18 protein-coding genes, 4 tRNA genes and 1 pseudogene are annotated in these 24,358 nt (G+C 41.9%); 11 read left to right on the plus strand and 12 right to left on the minus strand.

Annotated elements, in window-relative coordinates:
* A pseudogene (locus tag G1O98_RS25180) lies at nucleotides 1–799 on the plus strand (hypothetical protein); the annotation flags it as partial.
* 195 nt (nucleotides 800–994) lie between these two features.
* On the opposite strand, the gene G1O98_RS25185 reads toward G1O98_RS25180, so the two are convergent.
* From G1O98_RS25185 to G1O98_RS25205, 5 genes are all read right to left on the minus strand, one after another.
* Nucleotides 995–2,596: a TROVE domain-containing protein gene (locus G1O98_RS25185; protein ID WP_163933465.1), complete on the minus strand. Its 1,602-nt coding sequence runs from the start codon at nucleotides 2,594–2,596 to the stop codon at nucleotides 995–997.
* A 37-nt stretch (nucleotides 2,597–2,633) separates the two neighbouring features.
* A tRNA-OTHER gene (locus G1O98_RS25190) sits at nucleotides 2,634–2,759 on the minus strand.
* Nucleotides 2,760–2,796: 37 nt separating this feature from the next.
* Nucleotides 2,797–2,923 (minus strand) — tRNA-OTHER (locus G1O98_RS25195).
* A 35-nt stretch (nucleotides 2,924–2,958) separates the two neighbouring features.
* A tRNA-OTHER gene (locus G1O98_RS25200) sits at nucleotides 2,959–3,088 on the minus strand.
* A gap of 28 nt (nucleotides 3,089–3,116) precedes the next feature.
* Nucleotides 3,117–3,242 (minus strand) — tRNA-OTHER (locus G1O98_RS25205).
* A 497-nt stretch (nucleotides 3,243–3,739) separates the two neighbouring features.
* On the opposite strand from G1O98_RS25205, the gene G1O98_RS25210 reads away from it, so the two are divergent.
* A complete protein-coding gene (locus G1O98_RS25210; RefSeq protein WP_114085898.1) occupies nucleotides 3,740–4,471 on the plus strand; it encodes a hypothetical protein in 732 nt (243 codons plus the stop codon).
* Nucleotides 4,472–4,519: 48 nt separating this feature from the next.
* Here the strand turns inward: G1O98_RS25210 and G1O98_RS25215 are convergent, their stop codons facing one another.
* Entirely contained in the window at nucleotides 4,520–5,650 is a 1,131-nt protein-coding gene (locus G1O98_RS25215) for a quinone-dependent dihydroorotate dehydrogenase (protein ID WP_163933468.1), read from the minus strand.
* A gap of 109 nt (nucleotides 5,651–5,759) precedes the next feature.
* Here G1O98_RS25215 and G1O98_RS25220 point away from each other — a divergent pair, with 109 nt between their 5' ends.
* The 4 genes from G1O98_RS25220 (at nucleotide 5,760) to G1O98_RS25235 (ending at nucleotide 10,822) form a co-directional block, all read left to right on the plus strand.
* Entirely contained in the window at nucleotides 5,760–6,185 is a 426-nt protein-coding gene (locus tag G1O98_RS25220) for a GNAT family N-acetyltransferase (protein WP_163933471.1), read from the plus strand.
* 215 nt (nucleotides 6,186–6,400) lie between these two features.
* Nucleotides 6,401–9,322: a GAF domain-containing protein gene (locus tag G1O98_RS25225; protein WP_163933475.1), complete on the plus strand. Its 2,922-nt coding sequence runs from the start codon at nucleotides 6,401–6,403 to the stop codon at nucleotides 9,320–9,322.
* Nucleotides 9,323–9,674: 352 nt separating this feature from the next.
* On the plus strand, nucleotides 9,675–9,869 hold the full coding sequence (locus G1O98_RS25230) for a DUF2256 domain-containing protein (RefSeq protein ID WP_163933478.1): 195 nt from the start codon (nucleotides 9,675–9,677) through the stop codon (nucleotides 9,867–9,869).
* Nucleotides 9,869–10,822 carry an isoaspartyl peptidase/L-asparaginase gene (locus tag G1O98_RS25235; RefSeq protein ID WP_163933480.1) on the plus strand — a complete coding sequence of 318 codons (954 nt, stop codon included), beginning with the start codon at nucleotides 9,869–9,871 and terminating at the stop codon, nucleotides 10,820–10,822. Before G1O98_RS25230 ends, G1O98_RS25235 begins: the two co-directional genes overlap by 1 nt.
* Here the strand turns inward: G1O98_RS25235 and G1O98_RS25240 are convergent.
* From G1O98_RS25240 to G1O98_RS25255, 4 genes are all read right to left on the minus strand, one after another.
* Nucleotides 10,813–11,235, minus strand: a complete 423-nt coding sequence (locus tag G1O98_RS25240; protein ID WP_163933483.1) for a DUF29 family protein — start codon at nucleotides 11,233–11,235, stop codon at nucleotides 10,813–10,815. The genes G1O98_RS25235 and G1O98_RS25240 overlap by 10 nt on opposite strands.
* A gap of 111 nt (nucleotides 11,236–11,346) precedes the next feature.
* Nucleotides 11,347–12,726 (minus strand): bifunctional UDP-N-acetylglucosamine diphosphorylase/glucosamine-1-phosphate N-acetyltransferase GlmU, encoded by a 1,380-nt coding sequence (gene glmU / locus G1O98_RS25245; protein WP_163933486.1) that lies wholly within the window; start codon nucleotides 12,724–12,726, stop codon nucleotides 11,347–11,349.
* Between the two features lie 153 nt (nucleotides 12,727–12,879).
* A complete protein-coding gene (locus G1O98_RS25250; protein WP_163933490.1) occupies nucleotides 12,880–14,109 on the minus strand; it encodes a two-component system response regulator in 1,230 nt (409 codons plus the stop codon).
* Nucleotides 14,110–14,825: 716 nt separating this feature from the next.
* Nucleotides 14,826–15,749 (minus strand): MnmC family methyltransferase, encoded by a 924-nt coding sequence (locus G1O98_RS25255; RefSeq protein WP_163933494.1) that lies wholly within the window; start codon nucleotides 15,747–15,749, stop codon nucleotides 14,826–14,828.
* A 26-nt stretch (nucleotides 15,750–15,775) separates the two neighbouring features.
* Between G1O98_RS25255 and G1O98_RS25260 the strand changes: the two genes are divergently transcribed.
* On the plus strand, nucleotides 15,776–16,597 hold the full coding sequence (locus G1O98_RS25260; protein WP_163933497.1) for a sulfurtransferase: 822 nt from the start codon (nucleotides 15,776–15,778) through the stop codon (nucleotides 16,595–16,597).
* A 62-nt stretch (nucleotides 16,598–16,659) separates the two neighbouring features.
* Here the strand turns inward: G1O98_RS25260 and G1O98_RS25265 are convergent, their stop codons facing one another.
* Complete coding sequence (locus G1O98_RS25265; protein WP_163933500.1) at nucleotides 16,660–17,961, minus strand: hypothetical protein; 1,302 nt, start codon at nucleotides 17,959–17,961, stop codon at nucleotides 16,660–16,662.
* A 544-nt stretch (nucleotides 17,962–18,505) separates the two neighbouring features.
* On the opposite strand from G1O98_RS25265, the gene G1O98_RS25270 reads away from it, so the two are divergent.
* The 4 genes from G1O98_RS25270 to G1O98_RS25285 all read left to right on the plus strand — a co-directional run bounded on the left by G1O98_RS25270 (nucleotide 18,506) and on the right by G1O98_RS25285 (nucleotide 23,509).
* Nucleotides 18,506–19,786 (plus strand): FecR family protein, encoded by a 1,281-nt coding sequence (locus G1O98_RS25270; RefSeq protein ID WP_163933503.1) that lies wholly within the window; start codon nucleotides 18,506–18,508, stop codon nucleotides 19,784–19,786.
* A 346-nt stretch (nucleotides 19,787–20,132) separates the two neighbouring features.
* A complete protein-coding gene (gene gor, locus G1O98_RS25275) occupies nucleotides 20,133–21,509 on the plus strand; it encodes a glutathione-disulfide reductase (RefSeq protein ID WP_163933506.1) in 1,377 nt (458 codons plus the stop codon).
* A gap of 105 nt (nucleotides 21,510–21,614) precedes the next feature.
* Entirely contained in the window at nucleotides 21,615–22,250 is a 636-nt protein-coding gene (locus G1O98_RS25280) for a YqiA/YcfP family alpha/beta fold hydrolase (RefSeq protein WP_163933510.1), read from the plus strand.
* Between the two features lie 113 nt (nucleotides 22,251–22,363).
* Nucleotides 22,364–23,509, plus strand: a complete 1,146-nt coding sequence (locus G1O98_RS25285; protein WP_175586862.1) for a histidinol-phosphate transaminase — start codon at nucleotides 22,364–22,366, stop codon at nucleotides 23,507–23,509.
* 8 nt (nucleotides 23,510–23,517) lie between these two features.
* On the opposite strand, the gene G1O98_RS25290 is transcribed toward G1O98_RS25285, so the two are convergent.
* The gene (locus G1O98_RS25290; RefSeq protein WP_114084552.1) at nucleotides 23,518–24,072 is read right to left on the minus strand and encodes a hypothetical protein; all 555 of its coding nucleotides are present in this window, start codon (nucleotides 24,070–24,072) and stop codon (nucleotides 23,518–23,520) included.
* Nucleotides 24,073–24,358: the final 286 nt, after the last annotated feature.

The raw sequence follows: 24,358 nt of genomic DNA on the forward strand, positions 1-24,358 counted from the left end.
CGAGCAATTTTTTTTTTGCAATTTCACTTATAAAAAAGCTTGTATTCGTTCTGCATATATTGAAAAAACTATAAACTTATTTAGTAATTTAGCTGATGAAATTGATCCCACATTTTATCTAAATGATGGAGGAGCAAGCTATTTTATGGATATGCATTTAGCTATCGACATAGATATTAGTTTTGAAATTGCTCAGGACATCAATAGTATTCTTACTTTCTTATATTGTTTTGATCAACAATCTGTGTTTTGGGAAGTAGGTAATAGAAGTGGTCTGAGTGATATTGATTTTGTTCTAGAAATTTTGCCTGGAATTAAACGTGTTCTAAGTCATAAACAACAAATCAATCCAGAGTTGTATGAAGCCTTAAAATATATTGAATCTCTTGTACCTGAGAATGTTGAAAAAATAGGTTTTTTCCGTGCATTATTATATAGATATAAACCTGAGTTAGTCCCAAATAGTCGAACAATTCCAATAATATCCTTGAAAGAAATTAAGGATATTTGTGGAGATCAGTTACGTACAAGTATAGAAGAATTTGAAAAATGGTTTAAAGTTAATGGTCAGAAATGGATTAATAAAATTGCAGACGTAATGTTCAATATGCCACGTATTAATATTAGCGCTCATTGGCAATTCAGCGAACAAGAAAAGCAACTATTTAGGCAATATTATGATGCTAATAGGCTATTAGTTGATTGTCTCAAAAATGCTTCTGATAAAGTCCGATCGCACATCGAAGACACCCTACTTCTACCCATCGCTGAAATAGAAAAACGACCATTCAAAAATTAAATCGCCTTCTTCTTTGCATTAGGTAAAAATCAAAAACAAAGGCGGGTGCGGGGTTTGAACCCGCTAATCCCCACAATGGTGGAGATGTAACCGATAACCCTAATTCTTCGGCCCCGAAAGGCAAGTTGCGAACAAGGATAACCCGCCATGAAGCATGAAGGATAAAGTGCTTCATCCTTTACCCTTCAGCAATATCTACAATTCACCCGTAGCCAGCATTTGGATGATCCGAGGTGTACCTGGGTCGAACCCTGCTAAATCCCAAGATAGCGAATCTTCAGGATCAACCAAAGTAATTTGGTAAGGTGTCAGCGTGACATACACCGCCTTGACGTTTGGATTTACCTTTTTGCGATACTCCTTCAGCGCTTGACTTGGATGCTTATATCCGGCCCAGCTTTCCGAGTCAGTCCAGAAGCAGACTACATCAGCTTTGAACTTATTCTTAATCATCCAGTCGTAAGCTACAGACGCATCAGTTCCACCGAAGTTTTGGTTGCTAGCTTTGCGAACCGCAGAACTAAAACTATCTTTGGCACTGATACCTAATTCCCGGAATTCTGTAGAAAAGCCGCGAATCATATAGTTTTTCTCTGCTTTTGCTGTCACCAGTGCCATTGTGGTGGCAATTTCACAACAACTCAGCCCCATATCTGCAACCAAGCTACCCATAGAACTAGAAACATCCACGGCGTGCATAAAGACTTTACCTGTGGGTTGCACAACATCAAAAGACAGTTCAACTGCCTTTTCTAAAATGTCTACAATCCGAGGAACTGGATTCCAAGTCTTTTTACTGCGTCCTAATGTTCCACCAGATTTATAAGTCTTAAGTGCTTTCAAAACATCAATCGGATGGATGCGACCTTTACGCAGATGTTCCTTGTTGTTGAAAACTGCTTCCAATCGTAGCAAATTGGCGCTTTCATCGGCTCGCAACACACCTAGTTCAGTTAAAGAACCCAGGTTACGTAACATTGCACTTATTGGCATTTCCTGAAATAGCAACTGCCAAGCTTGCTGATCCATTTTGCCCACAGGTGCAGCCATTTCGTGGGTTAAGCGTCCTTGAGAAATAGCTTCATGGGTTTGGGTGGGATTCCGCTTCAGCCATTCGTACCACCAAATCTGCGCTAACGCCTCTGAGGGAATGTCTGTTGGCAATTCTTCCCAGCCTCTAACTACCCACTCAAATAGTTGACGGTGATTTTCTGTAGGCGGTTTGACATGGAACAACCGCAAAGCATCTCGGTGGGAGAAGCCTTGACGCTGTTGATATTTCAACAGTTGATAAGCTAAACCCTTGACATCTTCCCTGGAGAGCCAAGTTTTACCAGCTTCCCGCACTACTTTGCCAAACCCCCGCAGAGATTTTGTGTAGTTGAGCCATTCGTAGAAGTGGCTACCAGTGCGGACAACTTGCGAGAAGATTTCACCAAATGCCTGTTTTGCTTCTGGTGTTTCACCCATCGACAGCAGCACCAAAGCTAAGATAGGCGCACTGTTATTGATGGCGCGTCCATCGCTAGCATACAAAATTTCTTCCGCTACACGACCGGGATTTTCGGCAACAGCAAGTCTTACAACTGTCACAAAATCCTCAGTTAATTCCTGTTTACCAGCGTAGTAAGTGCTTTTTGCTGTGCCAACCAAAAGACAGCGACGCAGCATTTTCCAAATGCCAGCATCAAACATCCAGCCGCCGGAGCGTCCCTGAACCATTTCTGCTTCTCGTCCGGGGATAGGTTGATTTTGGGGTGTAGTTGTCTTCTTTTTAGTGAAAAAATTGTAATTCATCGCTTCATCTCCCGGCCCTTGCGGGCAAAAATGAAAGGTGGCAGAGCAGGATTTGAACCCGCGACATCCGGCTTAAGAGGCGATAACCCTAATTCGTCGGCCTTTTCAGGCAAGGTGTGAACAAGGATGTTTTTCGGCGCTCTACCAACTGAGCTATCTGCCACATGAAAATTTTGGATTTTGGATTTATCAAAATTATTTGGTGTAGCGGAGCAGGATTTGAACCTGCGACCTCTCGAACCCTAATCGATAACCCTAATTCGTCGGCCTTTGCAGGCAAGGAGTGAACAAGGATGTTTAGCGCTCTACCACTGAGCTACCCGCCACATGAAAATTCAAAATTCAAAATTCAGGACTAGATTTGGTGTAGTGGAGCGGGAATTGAACCCGCGACCTCCCGCTTGGCAGGCGATAACCCTCAATTCTTCGGCCTTTTCAGGCAAGGTGTGAATAAGGATATTTAGGCGCTCTATCCACTGAGCTACCCACCACATATAAATTCAAAATTCAGGACTAGATTTGGTGTAGTGGAGCGGGATTTGAACCCGCGAATGCTCGTTTTTAACGATAACCCTCAATTCGTCGGCCTTTGCAGGCAAGGGGTGAATAAGGATATTAAGCGCCTTACCACTTGGCTACCCACTACATATAAATTCAAAACTCAGCACTAAATTTGCTGTAACGAAGTAGGATTTTTACCTACACCTCCAGAAGTTTGATCGGGGGTGTTTTAGTTATATGCGATAACCCTCGATACGTCGGCCCTTCCAGGCAAGGTGGGCGCTCTGCCATTTGAGCTATTCGCTACTGGCGCAAGTTAACTCTCTGATGAAAGTTGACTTGTATTATTAATGTAGTACGCGTATTATCTGTTGTCAAGGGACTCACGATTTAAATTTATAGAGTTGTTGGTTGAGTTAGAAACCTTCTTTTTTCTCTGGGTAAAAACTTTGCGCGTAGTTTATCGCCGTAGGCATCGCAGACCAATAAGAGAAGTTCCAGTTTCAATAGGCTATAACACCTACAAGGTAAAGGTTTTGCCGGCAACTTTGCCGTAACTTTGCCAAAAGATACAAAAAAGTGTCACAAATTTTGCCAATATATATAATATTATTTCCACAAATTCACTTGGCAAAAATCGGCATGAGTGAAAAACCCATAGAAGACAACGGCAAGGCTTTTCTCGTTCTACTTTTGCCCATCTCGTTTTTGATTATTTTCCTGGTTGCTACCTGGAGAATTTTGCTAGCGCTAATTGTGCTGGGAATTGGCTTCAAGATTTGGCAGGAATATCAATGGCAACAGTGGACTATACGAGTTAACCCAATTTTTCATCAGTTGGTTCGAGAAAATCAGGGCAGACTTACCCCTATGGATTTGGCAATCAAGGGCAATTTTCCCGGAACAACGGCAAAACGCTACTTGGATGGTAAAGCCTCGGAATTTGGTGCCAGTATAGTGAATTCCGAAGAAGCGGGCCAGTCTTATTACTTTATAACTGCCAGCATTCTCGGCAATATTCTTGACAGTAGTGAGCCTGTCAAAGAACTTCCGGCTCAACCAGTTACTAAAACTGCGCGATCGCTCCTAGCACCACCACCAACAACACTTGAGGAGGAAGAAACAGAAACTGAATCAATCCCACAGCCAACCCTAACCCATGAGGAAGCTAAACGATCGCTGGAAAAACAGTTAATTTTTGGCTCTCTGATCCAATCTGAACTCGCCAAACGGCTAAATGTCTATTCCAGCACGGTTTATAAACGACGAAATGATCCAGAGTTTCCTGAATGGAGTCGCAGTAAAGACCCTGATGGTATTGCCTGGTCATACTCGGAAAAAACTAAAGAGTTTTTCCCAGTAGAGGAGGAATAAGAAGGCAAAAGTTAAAAGGCAAAAGGCAAAAGTAAGAACTTTAAAGGTTTACTTTTTATTTTTTACTTCTAAGCCCACAGCTTCTTTGATGGAATTTAATCCGCTTTTTTCTAGCTTGGAAAGCAATCCTGCTAGAATCCGGCGTACCATCAGTGGGCCTTCATAAATCCAGCCTGTATAAACTTGGATCAAGCTAGCACCAGCAGTAATTTTTTCCCAAGCATCCTCTGGGGAAAAAATGCCACCAACGCCAATAATTGGGATTTCTCCTTGGGTTTGCTGCCAAATAAAACGAATTACCTCAGTGGAGCGATCGCGCAATGGTTCACCGCTAATTCCGCCAGCTTCTTCTTGAGGTGATTTGCCAGTTTGGTTAATCACTTGGGTTTTCAGTCCATCACGGCGGATGGTGGTGTTAGTTGCAATAATTCCAGCCAAATTGTAGGTTTTAGCCAAAGAAATAATGTCAGCGATCGCTTCCCATTCTAAATCTGGCGCTATCTTGACAAAAACTGGTTTATGTGTAGTGTTTTCTTGTTGCAACAAATTCAAGATGGCACTGAGCATAGAAGCATCTTGGAGCGATCGCAACCCCGGCGTATTAGGGGAAGAGACATTAACAACAAAATAATCTCCCAAATCCTTGAGTAAGCGAAAACTATCGAGATAATCTTGTGCGGCTTCTTCTAGGGGAGTTACCTTAGATTTACCCAAATTTATCCCTATGGGTATTAAGTTGGTAGACTGCTGTTTTTCCTGTGCCAAACGGGCCGCCATTGCTGCTGCACCAAGATTATTAAAGCCCATACGATTGAGAGCGGCTTTATCCAACGGCAAGCGAAACAAACGGGGACGCGGATTTCCTGGTTGTGCGTGAAAAGTTACAGTTCCTAGTTCTGCAAAACCAAAACCCAGATTAGACCAAATACCAGCAGCGACTCCATCCTTGTCAAACCCAGCTGCTAATCCTACGGGATTTGGGAAGTTTAGCCCAAACAAATTTTGTTCTAGGCGTGAATCGTACAGACATAAAGATTTTTGTAAGCGTTGGTTTGCCCAACTAGTAGGAGTTTTCGATAGCCAGCTAAAACTGCGAATCGTCTGCTGGTGTAACCATTCCGGGTCTGTTTTTATCCCATTGAACAAAAGCGGACTAATTGCAAATTTATAAATATCCATTAGCTTTTATAAAGAAAAACTCAGAAGTCATAAGTCAGAACTCACTCTGTAATTCTGTACAAGTGGGTAATAAGTATTGGTCAAAACCTTACCCAGAAGTAAAATTAGGATGATTACAGTTCAGGTAGAACAGGAAGTAACTCAGCAGGATCGGATGACCGTCATCCAAATGATTCGCCAGTTCAATCAACATTTTTTTCCGTCGTCTGAGTGGCAACCTGTAGCAGTTTTTGCACGAGATGAATCAGGCTTGATTGTTGGTGGGGTTCTGGGTGAAATCGGTTGCAATTGGCTTTATATAAGAGTCCTAGTTGTTCAAGAAGACTTACGCGGCAAAGGTATTGGAAGCAATATCCTTAAAATTGCTGAAAAAGAAGGTCAAAAGCAAAACTGTGTAGGGGTTCATCTTGAGACATTAGAGTTTCAAGCTAAGGAATTTTATGAATCTCAAGGCTACACTGTATTTGCTTTTCAAGAAAACTACCCGATTGGGCATAAAAGATACTTCATGCAAAAGTTATTTAATCTGAGTTAAACATTCAGGAAGCAGGAAGCAGCTATTTTAAGTTCTATATTTCAAACTGCTAGAGAGAGGCAAAGATGCAAAGACACGGAAATGAATTTGAATGACAATTAGCTTAACCGCCTATTAAGCAGTTCATGTTCAATATTAAACACTTATGGCGATATTACTCAGGGTGGTTTTCTGGGCATCTTATATATTACAAGTTATGTTAACCAATAAATCAGATGGGGCAGCCGCAAAAACCTATAGCCGCCGAACAGCAGATCCTCTCTTTGGGGCGCGTCCTCCAGAGCCTCAGAGAAGAAGAAGATGTTGACGTTCTGATTGAAACTACTATTTCTTATCTTAAAGAACAGTTTGACTACAAACTGATTTGGATTGCTCTTTACGATCGCCTAAATCACATATTATTCGGCAAAGGCGGTATTTCACCGGATCGTGACACGAGCTTTTTATACCAAAAGGTTGTTCTCAGTCCTGGGGATTTATTAGAGCAAGTGGTGATTGAACAGCATCCCTTGGGCATAGCTGATTTACAAACTGAAATCCGCGCCGCCGAATGGCGCAAAATCGCTGAGAAATTGCAGATTCAAGGAACGATTCTTTTACCAATTCGCTATAAAGACCGTTGCTTAGGTTTGCTGTTACTGGGTTCAGAACGCTGGGGCTATTTACTGACAGGGGAAGCAAAAGCACGTTTGATGATGGTTTTAGGTGAATTGGGGGCATTGCTTTATCAACAAGAAATACATAAGCAGCAAAAGCAAACTAAGCGAACCGATGAGCCGCTATTAGAATTGCTTGAAAATTTACGCACCCTGAATAACCTTAATCAAAGACTGGAAGCAGGGGTACAAGCAACTCATAAATTTATTTCACCTAGCCGGACAAATGTTTACTGGTTTGAGCGGGAAGGGCGCTACTTTTGGTGTCGGATGAGCAATCAGCTTGTCAAAATCGATCGCAATTCCAGTACTCAGCAAGCGGCGGGAATGACTGTACAAGACTTGAGTGACTTTTATTATGCTTTAGCAGTTAACCAAATTGTTTCAATTGGTGATGCCCGCAGTTCTTTGAAAAGCCATTTTACGGCAAAATTACTGCAAAAGCTGAAAGTGCGATCGCTACTGGCCGCTCCAATAATCTGGCAAAAGAACTTACTCGGTTTTCTGGCGGTGGAAAGTAATGAACCTCGAATCTGGACGGAGGCAGACAAAAATTTTGTTCAGGGTGTGGCTGGTTTAATCTCCCTGATTGCACCTAACGAAAGTATGGAAAGCACTATTAAACAGATTCAAGAAGATACCCAACTGACTAGTCAAGTTGCCCAAGGTATCTATAGCGAACATGACCTTCAAGAAACTTTACACAGCTGTGCTAAAAAAGTTTTAGCTCGACTAACAGCCACCCGTTTTTTGCTGTTGCAGTACGATCCTGAACAGAATAATTATCAATTTATTTACCAAAGTCAGCCTCAAAATCGCCGACCGTTGACATTTAGCCTGAATACTCTCAAAGAATTAGATGGACAGCTTTTGCAACGTTCAACTGAAGCGGTGGAGATTGAGAATTTAGATGAAGATTTACGCTTTTTTAACTGGCGGCCCTCTTTACTAGAAAGTGGAGTGCGATCGCTACTTATTTGTAAATGTACTAACGGTCATATCCCAGCAGCACTTTTGGTCATCACTCACGAAACCTATCGTTCTTGGACAACTCTCGAAAAAGAGTTACTGTGGGCTGTTAGTCAACAGATAGGTGTGATTGTTCGTCAGTGGCAATTACACAACCGCACTACCCAGCAGCAAAAAACTTCCCAGGCGTTTGAGCAATGCTTAAACATCCTGACACAAACCCAGAACAGCAAAGTTGAGGTCAATAAAAAGCATTTAGAACATACAGCACTCGAACAAATAGCATCAATTCTGGGTTGTCCTCTGGCGTTACTGCTATCCTGGTCGCCTGGTGAAAATTTGGCAGAAATTATTCCTGGAGTAATTGAAAATAGTCAATTTGGGATTTTTTCCGATGCCTCTATTCCTATCCAGTCTGAAGCCTTAATTCAGTGGGCACTGGTTACGGAGAATTACCTGACTTTGAAGGTAGATAATTTACCCTCGGAAACTCGAAAATGGTTGAATACTCCAGATAAAGGTCAAATTTTGGTGATGGCATTACGTACCAATGCTGATTATGAAATCACAGGTGTAGTGTTGTTAGCAGACTATCAAGAGCGTCGCTGGTCACAACAAAACCTGAATGCGATCGCAACTCTGATTTCTCAATTAGCTTGGTGGCGTCGTCAAAAGCAAATTAACCGACTTTTAGAATCCACAACAGAGGAATTACGACAACTCAACTGGTACAAACATCGTCGCCTAGAGGAAATCCAAAGAATAACGGCGCTATCCCTGAAACAAATACATGATTTGGGTATTCCTGCTAATGAACTGACTCAGATGCGCTACCAGCTATTGCTAAGACAATTAGACCACACAGCCACTTCCATGAGTGGAATGCTAAAACTTGAGAACTGGCAGCTACATATCAGTTGGGAAACTATGCCCATAGCCAGTTTACTCAAGCGATCGCTCGAACGCATCGACAATTTACTCAAACAACAAAAGCTGTGGATTGGTGTACATGGCTTGGGACAAACAATTGATGAGCAAGAATCAGCAAAGAATTCTCCATTAGCCAGAGGCGTTCCTACTTCCAGCCCTCAATCTGCAATGGCGATCGCTGGTGATATTGTCAAAATTGAATTAGTTATTCATGAATTATTGGTTACTGCCTGTAACCGTTCTCCAATTGGCGGCAGAATTGACATTTGGTGTCGTCGTTTAGATGCGTCAAAACCCTCAGAGGCAAAGTATTCTTCTACAAGTGGAGGGGGTGAACAGACATCGCTGGAACTGTCGATTACATACAACGGTGCGATCGAACCACAGCTACTAACAGAACTACATGAGAATACACCCAAAGATGTGCTTGCTCCCTCCAACCTCGACCAACCCCCAGCTTTACATCTGCTAATCTGCCAAAACCTCATGCAGGAGTTGGGGGGAGAGTTGAATTTTTATCAATTACCAGATAATCGGGTAGTTAGCCGTTTGCTGTTGCCTTTAGTTGGTCATGATTCTTAGTACGATTTTTCAAAATTCTCTCTTGACTTAAAAAAGTTACTTGGGAGCCAAAATAAATTTCCTACAGTAGCATATACCCAAAAAATAATTCTCAGGAGAGATTGACATAACATTTGTTCTCCTAAACTATTCTCCCTTCATAGCAAACTGGTTATAATTATCTTCCATCTCTCTCAATACAGTTCGGTTAAGATCCCCCCGCCTACGGCGACCCCCTTAAAAAGGGGGTAAATAGGAGGAAAAGCCCCCCTTAAAAAGGGGGGTTGGGGGGATCTCCGAGAGCCAAACAATACTAACCGAACCGTATTGCCATCTCTCTCAGAAATCAAATTCTCATATACACAGTATTTATATGGGGCGTGTTCGTTCTAAATCTGACCTACCTACAAAAATTTGTCTGGTATGTCAACGTCCTTTTACATGGCGTAAAAAGTGGCAAGATTGCTGGGACGATGTGAAATACTGCTCAGAACGTTGTCGTCGTCGCCGTTCTGAAGCTCAAAATGAAACTAATCGCAACACAGACGCAAATAGCGCAGGGGATTAATGGAGTTACAGGTGCAACCTAAATTAATTATTCATGGGGGAGCTGGTAGTTCTCTCCACGGTAAAGGCGGATTAGAGGCCGTGCGCCGATCGCTCCATACAGTAATAGAAGAAGTCTATTCTCTGCTATTGTCAGGAGCAACTGCTTCTGAGGCGGTGGTGCAGGGTTGCCAAATGCTCGAAGATAACCCCCGCTTTAATGCTGGTACTGGTTCAGTATTGCAATCTGATGGTCAAATCCGTATGAGTGCTTCCCTAATGGATGGAGCGTTAGGGCGGTTTAGTGGTGTAATTAATATTTCGCGGGTGAAAAATCCCATTGAGTTAGCACAATTTTTACAAAACTCGCCAGACCGAGTGCTATCAGATTTCGGATCGGCTGAGTTGGCGCGAGAAATGCAACTTCCCAGCTATAACGCTTTAACTGATTTGCGGTTACAAGAGTGGATGCAAGAGCGCCAGGATAATTTTAAAAGCACAATGGCTGGCGTGGTAGCAGAACCCGAACTGCTAGAAACCAGCAATGCTGGACGCGGAACCATCGGCGTAGTAGCTTTAGATGCATCTGGTAAGCTAGCTGCTGGCACTTCTACTGGTGGTAAGGGATTTGAGCGGATTGGAAGAGTAAGTGATTCTGCGATGCCAGCAGGTAATTATGCTACTAGTAATGCTGGTGTTAGCTGTACTGGTATTGGGGAAGATATCATCGATGAGTGTTTAGCTCCCCGGATTGTAGTACGTGTCACTGATGGGATGTCCCTGAAGGAGGCTATGCAGCGTTCCTTTGGAGAAGCACACCAGAACAAACGAGATTTAGGAGCGATCGCTTTAGATGGCAATGGAGCGATCGCTTGGGGAAAAACTAGCGAAATCTTACTCGCCGCCTACCATGACGGCGAAAAAATTGGCGATACTTTGGAATGGAATGATAGTGAATTGATTGGCTATTGTTGAATAAATTCTAGCGCCTGAGTTAAGATTTCTTCCTGGTTAACCATTGCAGCCAATTCTTGGGCTTCATAACGCCCCTCAAAAGCTTCTAGCGCCGCTCTTTTCAGTGCCACTTGATATCCTTGTTGCAGAATATCGATTAATTCTGCCTGATTCAAGTAATAACCACCAGATTTGCGGCGCTTGTTTATTTTGTTGATTTCCCGCACTGTATTTTCTATCGAAACATCCCAAGAGCGAGTAGAACGTTTTTCGGCCTTTTGTTTAATTAAATGGATGAGCAGAATTACTCCATAACTATCAATTTTATTGATTTTGTCACTGAGGCTCATTTCTTCTAACTCATCCACCAACAGCAACGCCTCATGGATTTTGCCTTGTTCTAGAAATTGCCTAAGTTCTAGCAGTTCTTCCATGTTATTTTTTGAGATTTTGGCTTCACTACTAATCTAGCTAGATTAGACAACTTGCAAAAATCCTGGTTTATGCTCTCAAAACAGAGATCAAGCGCGATTAACACCGATGAATTATTTATGTTGATCTTTGGTTTCATTTTCAACACTTTTCCTTTGCCAAGCTGGTTTCACCACCTGACGACTACGGGCAATCACCAGAGAATCATTAGGCACATCTTCTGTTACGGTAGAACCAGCTGCAATGTAAACATCATCTCCCAAGGTAATTGGAGCAACTAAAACGCTATTGGCTCCAGTTTTCGTGCGATCGCCTATTTTTGTACGGTGTTTCTTTACGCCGTCATAATTGGCAGTAATTGTACCGGCACCAATATTCACCTGATTGCCGACGACGGTATCACCTATATATGACAAATGTGCTGCATTCGTGCGATCGCCTAACTGCGTATTTTTCAATTCCACAAAATTCCCCACACGGCAACCAGCACCGACTTGTACGTGACCGCGCAAATGAGTATAAGGGCCAATTCGGCTTCCCGCCTGCACAGTGCTATCTATTACTACTGAATACTGCACCGTGACGTTTTCAGCCAACTGGCTATTTTCAATTGAACTTCCCGGCCCAATATGACTTCCTGTTTTAATCACCGTATTTCCCCGCAGATGAGTTTGGGGTTCAATAATTACATCGGGCTGTAATTCCACTGTTTCATCAATGGTGATGCTTGCGGGATCAATGAGGGTGACACCTGCTAGCATCCATTTTTCCTTGACTCGTTTTTGCAAAATCTCGTAGGCTGTTGCTAGTTGCAGGCGATCGTTGATGCCGAGAATTTCTTGGTTATCTTCCACATTCACCGCCATCACTTGTCCCACCTGAGTGACGGCATCAGTGAGATAGTATTCTTTTTGGGCATTGTTTGCCTGAAGGTGGGGAAGCACCTTTGCCAAATCTGGCCAACGGAAGCAGTAAACTCCAGCGTTAATCCGCTGATTTTGTCTTTGAGCAGCAGTACAATCTTTGTGTTCGACCATTTGCTGCACAATATTTTCATCGTTACAAAAAACTCGCCCGTAGCCCGTGGGGTCTGGTAAGTGCGAGGTAAGAATGGTGGCAGCATTCTGATTTTGGGCGTGAGTTTGTAACATCTGCTGGAGAGTTTCGCTGCGTATCAACGGTAAATCGCCGTTAAGTATCAGCAAATCCCCTGTGTAATCTTCCAAGTGTGGAAGTAATTGCTGGATGGCATGACCGGTTCCCAGTTGTACAGTCTGTTCAACAAACTCCAAGTTGGGAATTGAATGCATGGCGGTTTGCACTTCTTCGGACTGATACCCGACAATTACGATTCGTCGTGAGGGCAAAAGTGGTTCTACACTTTCGATAACTCTCTCGACTAGCGATCGCCCACCCAAAGAATGTAAAACCTTGGGTAAGCGTGATTTCATCCGTGTGCCGCGTCCCGCCGCTAGAATTGCTACAACTACCATAATTAGCTATCAGCTATCAGTGAAATTATGATTAATGCTGTTGGTACTTTAAGATGTAGGCTCAAATCATACCAAGCTAATCATAGAAGACTGAAATATACAATGAGTCAGGATTATACCAATTTTTGCTCATTAGGGTAGCTACAAATACCCCTATTCCTGACAGCATCGAATAAACTGTGCAAATTGCTGCATTAGTTTGGGATTACGCCAACCAGAATTAGCTTCTTCTAGCATCACTGAAAGTGCTTCTTCTGTGGTATAAGCTATTTTGTAAGGTCGTTCACTACTTAAAGCATCATAAATATCAATTAATTGAAATACTTGTGCCAGATAGGGAATATCATCCCCCTTGAGTGCATCAGGGTAGCCTGAACCATCCCAGCGTTCGTGGTGATGACGAATAATAGGAATTACACCCCGCATACTGCGTAGTGGCTGGCAGATTTTTTCCCCAATCAAAACGTGCTGCTTCATGATCTCCCAATCTTTGGCGGTGAGTTGTTCTTTTTTCAGCAGCACAGCATCGGGAATACCCACCTTACCGATATCGTGGAGATAACCACCCCACATCAAATCTCGAATTTGGTAGCGTGAGAGGTTGAGGTATTCACCAAAAAGTTGTCCTAGTTTTACCAGGCGTTCACAATGGTTGCCTGTATTAGGATCGCGGCTTTCAATCGACATGGCAATGGAAAATAGTACTTGTTCGGCATGGTCTAAATCTTCGTTCAGTCGCTTCTGCCGTACCAATGACTTCACACGTGCCGCCAACTCTACACGATCAAAAGGTTTGGTGAGAAAATCATCTGCCCCAACTTCAATTCCCCGAATGCGCGATCGCCTGTCATTTAACGCTGTAATAAAAATCACTGGGATTAGCCTAGTCTGCTCATCCTGTTTCAGCAATTGGCAAACTTCAAATCCATCCATTCCTGGCATCATCACATCCAGCAAAATCAAATCTGGTTGTTTTTGAGTTACCAATCCTACAACAGTAGAACCTCTGTCTGCCTCAATGACTTCGTATCCTTCCATTCCCAAGAGGGCAACAGCAGTCATCCGACTGGCAGCATGATCGTCAACTACTAAAACCTTCGGCGGATCTAAATCAAACCCATTCACTTTAGAACCTTTGACTTGTAGTGTTCTAGAGACCAATGAATCATCACCACAATTAATATCAGATTTTATCCAAGAAGATACTGCTTGGCTATTTTCAAGCATAAGGTCTTCCTGAGATAAGCCTAAAGAATAAGCCTCCACATTATTCTGCGATCCTACAACATGATTTGAACCAATACTCTTTACTGTGCTAATGGGGTTTGACTCACTAACAATTTGCTCTGTAAAGCCTGTATGGTTGGATTTCCATTGAATCACAAAGGCACTCCAAGTTTTTGCACAAGTTAACAGTGTCAGATTTGAAAAATAAATTTAATATCTGAATGTATCTGAGCTAGAGTTTTCATAGGGATTATGCATTATTTCAAGCTGCCTATCTGACTTTTTCGCAGCATGTATATTTTATCTTATGAACAATGAATGTCTTATTGTCAAATTTTTTGCTTCTAATTCCAGTATGATAAATTTTCACAATTGTTAAATCAGGCTTTTCACGGATATTTTTTAAATAAAAATAGCGCCAAAAAGTACTGTGTTTGGTTACTTTATATCAAATTTGAGGGTTTTTAGTTAGAAGTCTTATAGTAATGATTAAGTATACATATTTTTACTTACTCAGTTATTGCAATACCCAAAGACTGCTGAAAAAAGTGTAAAATTATATACTATCATAAATTAAATTTATTTGGCTCTAAGCTCTACTTTATCCATTTTTTTCGCAATGCGATACTTCTGCGGAGTAGTTGCACGAACGCTATCGTTGAAACCTCTGTCAGACTGTCGTTTTACTTTTTTAAGTTAATCGATAATTTGTGATGCGGAAAAAGTATTTGCCAAAAAGCCAAGGTTTTTGTTGGATAAAGAAAACCGAATTCTTAATTTTGGATAAAGTCGAGCTTAGAGGATGTTTTAAAAATTAAGGGTTGAAGAAATAGTTGGTAATTGCGTAGGCGTAACTATCGTAAATATCGCAACTACAAATTACTTCCCATAAAATCCCTGCCTTGTGTTCCCAATAGCCACCTTTTTTGCCAACGGGAGGTAGGTTCGAGTGAAGAGGCTTGTTGCTCTTGTTGTCGCCGCATCATTATGACTTCGGTTGAATCGCTCAATCCAGGATCGCGATAGGGAATAGCAGCACGGGTTAGTAAGTGTTCTTTTTCGACTTGCGAGAGGGGAGTAAATATTGAGCGGTTTTGAGACTCACCACTTGCAGAATGGGCTGCTACAGTACCAGGCGATCGCCTGCCCACTGGTGGGGTAGAAGCGATCGCTAAACCAGCAGACAAAAGTGCTGTGCGTACAGCAGCAGAACAAGAATAGGTGGCCAATAAACCATCTTGATGTAGACACAATGAGAGTTGTTTTATAAACTCAACAGTCCATAATTGGGGACACTGTGGTGGTGAAAAGGGATCGAGGAAAATTGCATCTGCCGAGAAATCCGACTGATGTACTAGCGCAATCGTAGTTCTAGCATCACCAATTAGTAGTTTTGCTTTCAGGCGATCTGTTTGCACTTGATGCTCAAAAGCTAGCTGGGACAAGATTTCAATATAGCTACAGTTCCAATTGTCGAACAGGTGATGAGCGATCGCAGCTTGTGGCACTGCCGGATTCAGTTCTAAACCGATTACTTCAACATAACAACTGGGATTCACTGCCCAAATTGTCTGCAAAGCAGCAGCTGTGTTGTATCCTAGACCATAACAAATATCTAATAGTCGCAAAACTGGTTTTTGAGCAACTGTAGCCAGTTGAGTAGGTTCCACAAACTTGAAAAAACTCTCCTGCTTCGCTCCATAATGGCTATGAAAGGATTCACCAAAATCGTCAGAGACAAAGGTGAAAGAACCATCTGCTGTGAGCTTAGGTGTAAAATTTTCTAAGTCTGACATCTTACAAAAAAACTGAATACTGACCAATGCCCAATAACCAATTTGTTATTTCACCAGCTTGGCTATTTGAACATCTAGAAGATCCGCAAGTTGTTATTGTCGATTGTCGCTTTTCTTTAGCCGATCCACAACTAGGACAACAACAGTACCAAACAAGCCATATTGAAGGGTCATATTACCTAGATTTAAATCAGGATCTTTCCAGTCCAGTGGGTAAGCATGGCGGAAGACATCCTTTACCTGAACCCAATGATATCGCTAACAAATTTGCAGCAATTGGGGTAAATTACCAAAAAACTCTGGTGGTAGCTTATGATGATTCGCGTTTTGCTTTTGCATCTCGTTTATGGTGGCTGTTGCGCTATCTCGGACATGAGCAAGTTGCGGTACTAGATGGAGGCTTTACCGGATGGCAAAAAGCTGGTTATCCAGTTACGGATGTCGTTCCTCAACCTCAGATCGGTACGTTTGTAGCTCAAGTGCAATCAGAAAAAGTGGTGGATATTAATGTGGTGAAAACCCGGAAAGATAGCCACGAGGTAGTATTGGTAGATTCGAGAGAAAGCGATCGCTATCGAGGTGAACGAGAGCCAATTGATAAAATTGCCGGACATATTCCTGGTGCAGTCAACTATCCTTGGCAAGAAGTTACAGACTCTTCCGGCTACCTACTCCCTCAAGAGGAACAACGCCGTCGGTGGCAACAGCTAGAAAAAGCCGAAGAAATCTTGGTTTATTGCGGTTCTGGTGTTACTGCTTGCGTAAATTTACTTTCTTTGGAATTAGCTGGCATTAACAAAGGTAAACTTTATGCTGGTAGCTGGAGTGATTGGATTTCTTATTTATAGTCATTGGTCATTTGTCATTGTTTTTTGACAAAGGACAAAGGACAAAGGACAAATGACAAATTTCAAAACCGACCTAATTGCAAATAGTAATTAATACTGAAGAACCAGCCATCAAAATCAATGTTTTCGGCGGTTGAACTGCCTAAACTCATTCCAGCCTGTACATTCATATATGTGGTATCGGATATTCGGTAATTTAAATGTCCAAATATCCGATGGAATTGGTCTTCTCGATCCCGCTGTGTAAAGTCTGAGAAGTTCACCTGGTAGTCAATACCAACCTGGAGAGGTTGTTGCAAGTAGTAGTTCAGAGACACCCAAAAGGAATTGATTATCCGATCGCGACTTTGGGGTTCAGCAAAATTTACACTTAATTCGTACAAGGTGTCTAGCGTTAATTTTGGAGTTAATGGATCTCGCCGTCCCAAAGATAGTTGTAGAGAATTCTCATTTAAAAAGCGATCACCTGCTTTGAAGCTATCCAGGCGATCGCTGCTATTAGCATAAAATAGCTGTTGATTGCTCCAACTGAGTTCTCCATACATTCGCTGGGATAGCTGCTGGTAAAGACTGAGATTGAATCTCAGCTGGTTGTAATGGTATTGTGACTGATTTATATAACGAATGAGATTGCCATCTATTGAGCCGTTTAAAAAAGTCTTAGATCCCAAAGGTAAATATGCAGAGGTTAGTGTCAGTCCAGAAATAATTAACCCATCTTCTATGGGACTATCATCTGAGGAGAAAATATTAGTCGTCTGGAAGTAACCGACACGGCCCTGTAGATAACCTATGGGTTTAAACTTAGGTACAGGTTGTTCTATCGGTGGAAGAGGAGGCAATTCTAGGGGTCGTAATCGTATCCGTAACCCCAATTCGCGATCGCTATCAGACTCAGGAGATGATTTTGGCGATCGTAAAAGCTCTATTAGCCTCTCTAGCCTTTGGGAATAATTTATATCAGGTGTATTTAATAGTTCCTCTTTTGAATCTGAAGGAGATGTAGGCAAAACACTTGGCTGCGATTCTAGCGGTGGCGGATCATTTTGCTTTTGAGTATCCCCAAATTCTTCGGTTGGGTCTTGATCTGTTTGTGTAGTTTCGGGTGTTTGCTGTACCACATTTAACGGTATCTGGGAGTCTAAAGTTTGTGACTCACTCGACTGCTGGCACAAAGAGTTAATTACTCCCTGCTGCAACTTCTGACATAGCTGATCAGTTACCTGTGTACTTGCTAAATTTTTAGAACGCCAAATCTCTGTATTTGTAGATTCTGCTGCATCTACTCTAATGCAATACCAGCTTCCACCACTGGACGCTAACAAGATACAAAAAAACAAATTCTTCCAGTTTTTGAGTCGCATCTGTTAGATTGCGCTGATCGCATTTGGCCAATGTAGACCCACAAGCTGTATCAGAAGTTCCGACTCAGAAGATACAATTGAGTGCATTTATCTTAACCTTGTAAGTATATACTGAAACTACAAACTGATATTGCTGATTTTCGGATCATCTCAGATTTGCAAAAAAAATTAACATTATCCCCGGTACAATTAATTCTGCTCAACTTTAGTGAAATATCGTCTTAGAGTTACTTCACAACACATCCCTAACAACTTCTTGTCCCTGTAATTGATCTGATTAGAATCAATAATATGTAAAGTATTTTTCATTTAACTATTGATATCAAGTACTAACTTTGAAATTTGCAGCAGGCTTTATTGTATATAATGTCGACTTAAGGATAAAAACTTAAATAAACTAAACAAATGGTTCATTTTTGTCTATTAAATTTAAACTTAGACTAAAAATAAAGATAATTTTAATAAATAAATCGTTACAACAATTATCAGCAGTTTTAATTTTTAAGTTTTTTGGTATTAGTTGAAGTTCACACATTATCAAACTATGTTTTATAAATCATTTCCACTATTGGTGATTGGTTTATGGGGAGTTATAGTACTGCCTTTGCCAAATAGGGTAAGTGCCATAACTCCTCTAACGCGAGCAGAAATTCAGGATCTCCGCAACATAGTACAACTGATACCCAAGGATAAACAAAAGAAACGTCCTGCACGTAAATTAGATGCAATGACTCCTGGGGACGGGGTGGCAACTGGTCGAGCTTCACTAGCAGATTTGCGTTTCAATGATGGCTCCTTGGCACGAGTTGGAGAACAGGCGTTATTTCAATTTTTGCCGAAGACACGTGACTTTAAACTTTCAAATGGGACTGTGTTGTTACTCATCCCACCAGGACAGGGGCAAACACGTATACAAACACCAAATGCAGCAGCAGCAATTCGTGGTTCAGCATTATTTGTACGCTACAACCAACAAACAGACACCACGATTGTGGGTGCGCTAACAAATAGTGGCATTGAAGTTTCTAACAAAGAAGCTTCTGAAACTAAGGTGTTAGAAGCAGGGCAAATGGTGATTATAGTTAAAGGGAAATTTGAAAGATTGTATGATTTTGATCTGAGAAATTTTTATGAAACGAGCCAACTAGTTCGGGAACTTGATTTGAACAGGCAAAGCCCTGTACCTACACCTGATCCTGGAATCACTAGTGTTCAAGCCGAAACTGCTGCGGCTTTGAAAGCACAGCCACCGATAACAGGTGAGGGAGTAATTGAAAATCCCTCTTTTGTACAGCTAACTCCTACACCCGTAACCTCAACTACAACAAAACCCGACACCTCAACTACAACAAAACCTGACACCTCAACTACAACAAAACCTGACACCTCAACTACAACAAAACCTGACACCTCAACTACAACAAAACCTGACACCTCAACTACAACAAAACCTGACACCTCAACTACAACAAAACCTGACACCTCAACTACAACAAAACCTGACACCTCAACTACAACAAAACCTGTAACCCCAACGGAGATAACACCTGTAACCCCAACGGAGATAACACCTGTAACCCCAACGGAGATAACACCTGTAACCCCAACAGAGATAACACCTGTAACACCAATAGAGACAACGCCTGATACCCTAACTCCAACAGAGACAACACCTGATACCTCAACTCCAACAGAGACAACACCTGATACCTCAACTCCAACAGAGACAACACCTGATACCTCAACTCCAACAGAGACAACACCTGATACTTCAACTCCAACAGAGACAACGCCTGATACCCCAACTGGCTCTCCAAGCACATAAAACAAAACTACTAATGGGTGTACAAGACTCTCTGCAAACGCGGTTCTTTTTATCATAATTTTGTGTAAGTCCTGTACGACTTAGCGCGACTTAGCTGCTCCAATGCAGTAGCACAGACTTATGACTGATACCTGAGAAAGAACTATGACAAACAATTTTAGTAACAGACTCTACAGCAACCAAAGCAAAAAGTGATATTCCCTACGACCAGAGAACATCTGCTAACGCTAGATTAAATCTAGGACAGGAATGACATAGGGTTCACCGGATATCCTTATATAGTCCAATAACATTCTGTTGCGTGAGTTCCCAAGAACTAACTTTTTGCTAGAGAGAACATAAATTTATGACTTTTGATTACGACCTATTTGTAATTGGTGCGGGTTCTGGAGGTTTAGCAGCTTCCAAACGGGCAGCTAGCTATGGGGCAAAAGTGGCGATCGCTGAATATGATTTAGTTGGTGGCACTTGTGTGATTCGCGGTTGCGTTCCCAAAAAACTTATGGTCTATGCCTCTCACTTTCCTGCACTATTCAGTGAAGCTTCAGGCTATGGCTGGAAAGTCGGTAATGCTGAGTTGGACTGGGAATATTTCATTACATCTATAGATAAGGAAGTTCGGCGACTATCGCAACTACACATAAACTTCTTAGAAAAAGCTGGTGTAGAACTATTTTCCGGTCGCGCCACATTGCTAGATTCCCACACCGTAGAAGTTGATGGACGCAAAGTTACAGCAGACAAAATTTTAATTGCTGTTGGCGGTCGTCCTATCAAACCAGATTTACCAGGGATGGAATATGGCATTACCTCTAACGAAATCTTTCATCTAAAAGAACAACCAAAACACATCGTCATTCTTGGCGCTGGTTATATCGGCACAGAATTTGCCTGTATTATGCGCGGTTTGGGTTCTGAGGTGACACAAATTACCAGAGGTGACAAGATTTTGAATGGGTTTGATGAAGATGTCCGCACAGAAATTGAAGAGGGGATGACAAATCACGGAATTCGGCTGATTAAAAACAATGTCGTGAAAGCAGTTGAACATGTGACGGAAGGGTTTAAACTTACTTTATCAGGGGAAGACCAAGAACCAATAATCGCAGACGTATTTTTAGTGGCGACTGGTCGAACTCCCAATGTAGATGGACTGGGTTTAGAAAACGCTGGAGTTGATGTTGTTGCTACTTCTATGGAAGGGCCAGGTTACAACACCACAAATGCGATCGCAGTCAATGAATATAGTCAAACTAATCAACCGAATATCTTTGCCGTTGGCGATGTCACTGACCGAATCAATTTAACTCCTGTCGCCATTGGCGAAGGAAGAGCTTTTGCTGATAGTGAATTCGGCAATAATCGCCGCGAATTCAGTCACGAAACTGTTCCCACAGCCATATTTTCTACCCCAGAAGCCGCAACAGTAGGCTTGACAGAAGCTGAAGCACGGGAAAAACTCGGTGATGCGGTAACAATTTTTCGCACTCGCTTTCGTCCGATGTACTATAGTTTGACTGGGAAGCAAGAGAAGACAATGATGAAGTTGGTAGTTGATAGCAACACTGACAAAGTGCTAGGCGCTCACATGGTAGGTGAAAATGCCGCCGAGATCATCCAAGGTGTAGCGATCGCTGTGAAGATGGGCGCAACTAAAAAAGACTTTGATGCCACTGTTGGTATCCATCCCTCCTCAGCCGAAGAATTTGTCACAATGCGGTAATAAGAAAGAGTTAGGAGTTAAGAGTTATGAGTTATAAGTTGAATAAAAAAACTCATAACTTGAAATTCTTAATTTATTAGCCCTAACTCCTAACTATTTACAGCTTTGCAATATATATATCTTCACGGTTTCGCTTCCAGTCCTAATTCTGCCAAAGCGCGGGATATAGGTGATCGCTTTGCCAAAATTCAAACAAAGCTCAAAATCCCCGATCTCAATGCTGGCGACTTTTCGCAGTTGACAATCACTCGTCAGATCGCTCAAGTTGCCGCAGAATTTAGTAATGATTCTACACCAATAACCCTGATTGGCTCAAGTTTAGGTGGTTTGACCGCTGCACACTTGGGACAGCAATATTTACAAGTAGAACGCCTTGTGCTGTTAGCACCAGCTTTTGGATTTTTATCCCATTGGTTGCCCAAGCTAGGCGATGAAGAAGTACAGCGTTGGCAGCAAGAAAAATATATCATGGTCTACCACTATGGAGAGGAGCGATCAATTCCTTTAAGTTACGATTTCGTTATAGATGCTGCCCAATACCAAGAAAAATTTTTGCAACGTTCTATACCCACCCTAATTTTGCATGGAAAAAAGGATGAAGTTATTCCCATCGAAGCTAGTCGTGACTTTTCCCGTTGCCGTTCTGGGGTCGGGTTAGTCGAACTCGACAGTGACCATGCCTTGGGTGATGTTATGGAAGAAATTTGGCAGGCAATTCGTCTCTTTTGCCATTTACCTTGAGGTTATAAAATATTAGACTCTCATATAACTAATGTCCTTAGTCATTTGTCCTTTGTTTAATTACTAACGACAAATGACAAATGACAAATGACCAATGACTAATGACTAAAATTATGCTTCCCTTCATCCGGTCAGATTTAGCCCAATTTACCGCGTATAAACCCCATCCCAGCAGTGATACAGCCGATTCTGTCCCCACACAGTTTGATCGCCTGGATACAAATGAAAGCCCCTACGATTTACCACCTGAGTTAAAAGAGAAGCTAGCCTGGACATATCAGCAAGTAATTGAAACAAATCGTTATCCTGATGGTGGACATGAAACCCTCAAGGATGCGATCGCAGAATACGTCAATGAATCAGCCGCCCTCCCGCTATCCAATACTGCTGCCAATATTTCTGTTGGAAATGGTTCTGATGAACTAATCCGTTCTTTATTAATCGCCACTTGTTTAGGAAGAGAAGGTTCAATTCTCGTTGCCAATCCTACTTTCTCTATGTACGGAATTTTGGCACAAACTTTGGGAATTCCTGTCGTAACGGTGGGTAGAAATGAAACAAATTTTGAAATTGACTTAAAAGCCGCACAGTCTGCGATCGAACAAACTCAAAATCCCCCCATTCGCGTAGTTTTCGTAGTACATCCCAATTCGCCGACTGCCAATAGCTTAACGACGGCAGAGTTGGCATGGTTAAGAAGTCTGAACGAACATATTTTGGTAGTAATTGATGAAGCTTACTTTGAATTCAGTCAAACTACCCTAGTAGGTGAATTAGCGCAGCGCCCCAACTGGATAGTATTACGTACTTTTTCTAAAGCTTTCCGATTGGCATCTCTCCGTGTTGGTTATTGCGTCGCTCATCCCGAAGCGATCGCCATTTTAGAAAAAGTTCGCTTACCTTACAATCTCCCCAGCTTTTCCATAGCAGCAGCATTAGTTGCTTTACAAAACCGTACCCTCTTGCTGGAGTCAATTCCCCAAACCTTGAGTGAACGCTCCAAACTCATCGGAATTTTATCCCAGCAACCAGAACTACAAATTACCGCAAGCGCTGCTAATTTTGTTTACCTACGCTTTAAACCCAATGGCTTAAATTCACAAGATGCTGTGCTAAAAACTTTCCACCAGAAACTTAGAAAACTCGGCACTCTTGTACGACACATTAGCGGAGGATTGCGAATTACTGTTGGGACAATAGAGGAAAACGCACGCACGGTTACTAGAGTCCAAGCTGCTTTAGGAGATTTGGAATTTTAGCAATTCACTCAATAATTAAATCGGCTATCCATCTCACTGCCCAAACGACGTACTAATCCTACCGTTTGTGGCAGCACACCTACCAAAAGAGCAAAAGCAACATCCGGCAAAAGAGCTACTATTTCTGGTGGAAAGTATTGTTCAAATTGATCGAGAATTTTCTGAACTCGCTGCCCAGGTATTGGGTTTTCTGTAATTTGTTTGATCAATCGAATCCACTGTCGCCTAATCAAGTAAGCCTTCTGGCGTTCTTCATTAGAATCGGGAGTTAATAAAGACAGATTACCTATGGGCAGCGCCCTTTGGCAATCACAGTCGTAATCTCCACCCACAGCAGCCCCAGGCCCAGCAAACTCTGCATGGTAGCGTTTAAAAAGGATTAATCCATTCCGTCTACGACTATTGACGATGAAAACTTCTCCACTGTGTAAACGTGTAAGGATATCCGAGCCTTGCGATTGCTCAGTTCCATCTGGCATGACAACAGAGTCAAGGAAACTAGTTTTAGGGTAATAAGTTGATACCATAGAGATTTGATAGCGTCGATGCTGTTCGCTATCCATGTTTTTTAAACTTTCAACGAATTTAGTAGTAGTATGCACTTCAAAAAAGAATTAGCTTTTATGTCAAATCAGATCATTGAATTCTTTTATTATCAAGAGTCTTTTGGTCAATTTCACTAAGATAGTAATAAAGACGCATTGTTTAGTAATTGAGTGATCATATTTTATGGGATATAACCAGATTTGTCGCCAAATTCAGAGAATGTTTTATTAAAGTTTTTATAAAGATGAATATCTTAATTACAAAGTTATTATGAGGGATCGCTAGTTTAACAAAGTAATTGTA

The organism is Nostoc sp. UIC 10630, from assembly GCF_010747425.1.
In the GTDB taxonomy this organism is placed as follows: domain Bacteria; phylum Cyanobacteriota; class Cyanobacteriia; order Cyanobacteriales; family Nostocaceae; genus Nostoc.

What these genes read in the sequence shown, in the direction of transcription:
- glmU (WP_163933486.1), bottom strand. Translation starts at nt 12,726, where the DNA reads ATGGTAGTTGTAGCAATTCTAGCGGCGGGACGCGGCACACGGATGAAA.
- G1O98_RS25290 (WP_114084552.1), bottom strand. Translation starts at nt 24,072, where the DNA reads ATGGATAGCGAACAGCATCGACGCTATCAAATCTCTATGGTATCAACT.
- G1O98_RS25240 (WP_163933483.1), bottom strand. Translation starts at nt 11,235, where the DNA reads ATGGAAGAACTGCTAGAACTTAGGCAATTTCTAGAACAAGGCAAAATC.
- gor (WP_163933506.1), top strand. Translation starts at nt 20,133, where the DNA reads ATGACTTTTGATTACGACCTATTTGTAATTGGTGCGGGTTCTGGAGGT.
- G1O98_RS25230 (WP_163933478.1), top strand. Translation starts at nt 9,675, where the DNA reads ATGGGGCGTGTTCGTTCTAAATCTGACCTACCTACAAAAATTTGTCTG.
- G1O98_RS25265 (WP_163933500.1), bottom strand. Translation starts at nt 17,961, where the DNA reads ATGCGACTCAAAAACTGGAAGAATTTGTTTTTTTGTATCTTGTTAGCG.
- G1O98_RS25285 (WP_175586862.1), top strand. Translation starts at nt 22,364, where the DNA reads ATGCTTCCCTTCATCCGGTCAGATTTAGCCCAATTTACCGCGTATAAA.
- G1O98_RS25210 (WP_114085898.1), top strand. Translation starts at nt 3,740, where the DNA reads ATGAGTGAAAAACCCATAGAAGACAACGGCAAGGCTTTTCTCGTTCTA.
- G1O98_RS25260 (WP_163933497.1), top strand. Translation starts at nt 15,776, where the DNA reads ATGCCCAATAACCAATTTGTTATTTCACCAGCTTGGCTATTTGAACAT.
- G1O98_RS25270 (WP_163933503.1), top strand. Translation starts at nt 18,506, where the DNA reads ATGTTTTATAAATCATTTCCACTATTGGTGATTGGTTTATGGGGAGTT.
- G1O98_RS25185 (WP_163933465.1), bottom strand. Translation starts at nt 2,596, where the DNA reads ATGAATTACAATTTTTTCACTAAAAAGAAGACAACTACACCCCAAAAT.
- G1O98_RS25220 (WP_163933471.1), top strand. Translation starts at nt 5,760, where the DNA reads ATGATTACAGTTCAGGTAGAACAGGAAGTAACTCAGCAGGATCGGATG.
- G1O98_RS25225 (WP_163933475.1), top strand. Translation starts at nt 6,401, where the DNA reads ATGGGGCAGCCGCAAAAACCTATAGCCGCCGAACAGCAGATCCTCTCT.
- G1O98_RS25255 (WP_163933494.1), bottom strand. Translation starts at nt 15,749, where the DNA reads ATGTCAGACTTAGAAAATTTTACACCTAAGCTCACAGCAGATGGTTCT.
- G1O98_RS25235 (WP_163933480.1), top strand. Translation starts at nt 9,869, where the DNA reads ATGGAGTTACAGGTGCAACCTAAATTAATTATTCATGGGGGAGCTGGT.
- G1O98_RS25215 (WP_163933468.1), bottom strand. Translation starts at nt 5,650, where the DNA reads ATGGATATTTATAAATTTGCAATTAGTCCGCTTTTGTTCAATGGGATA.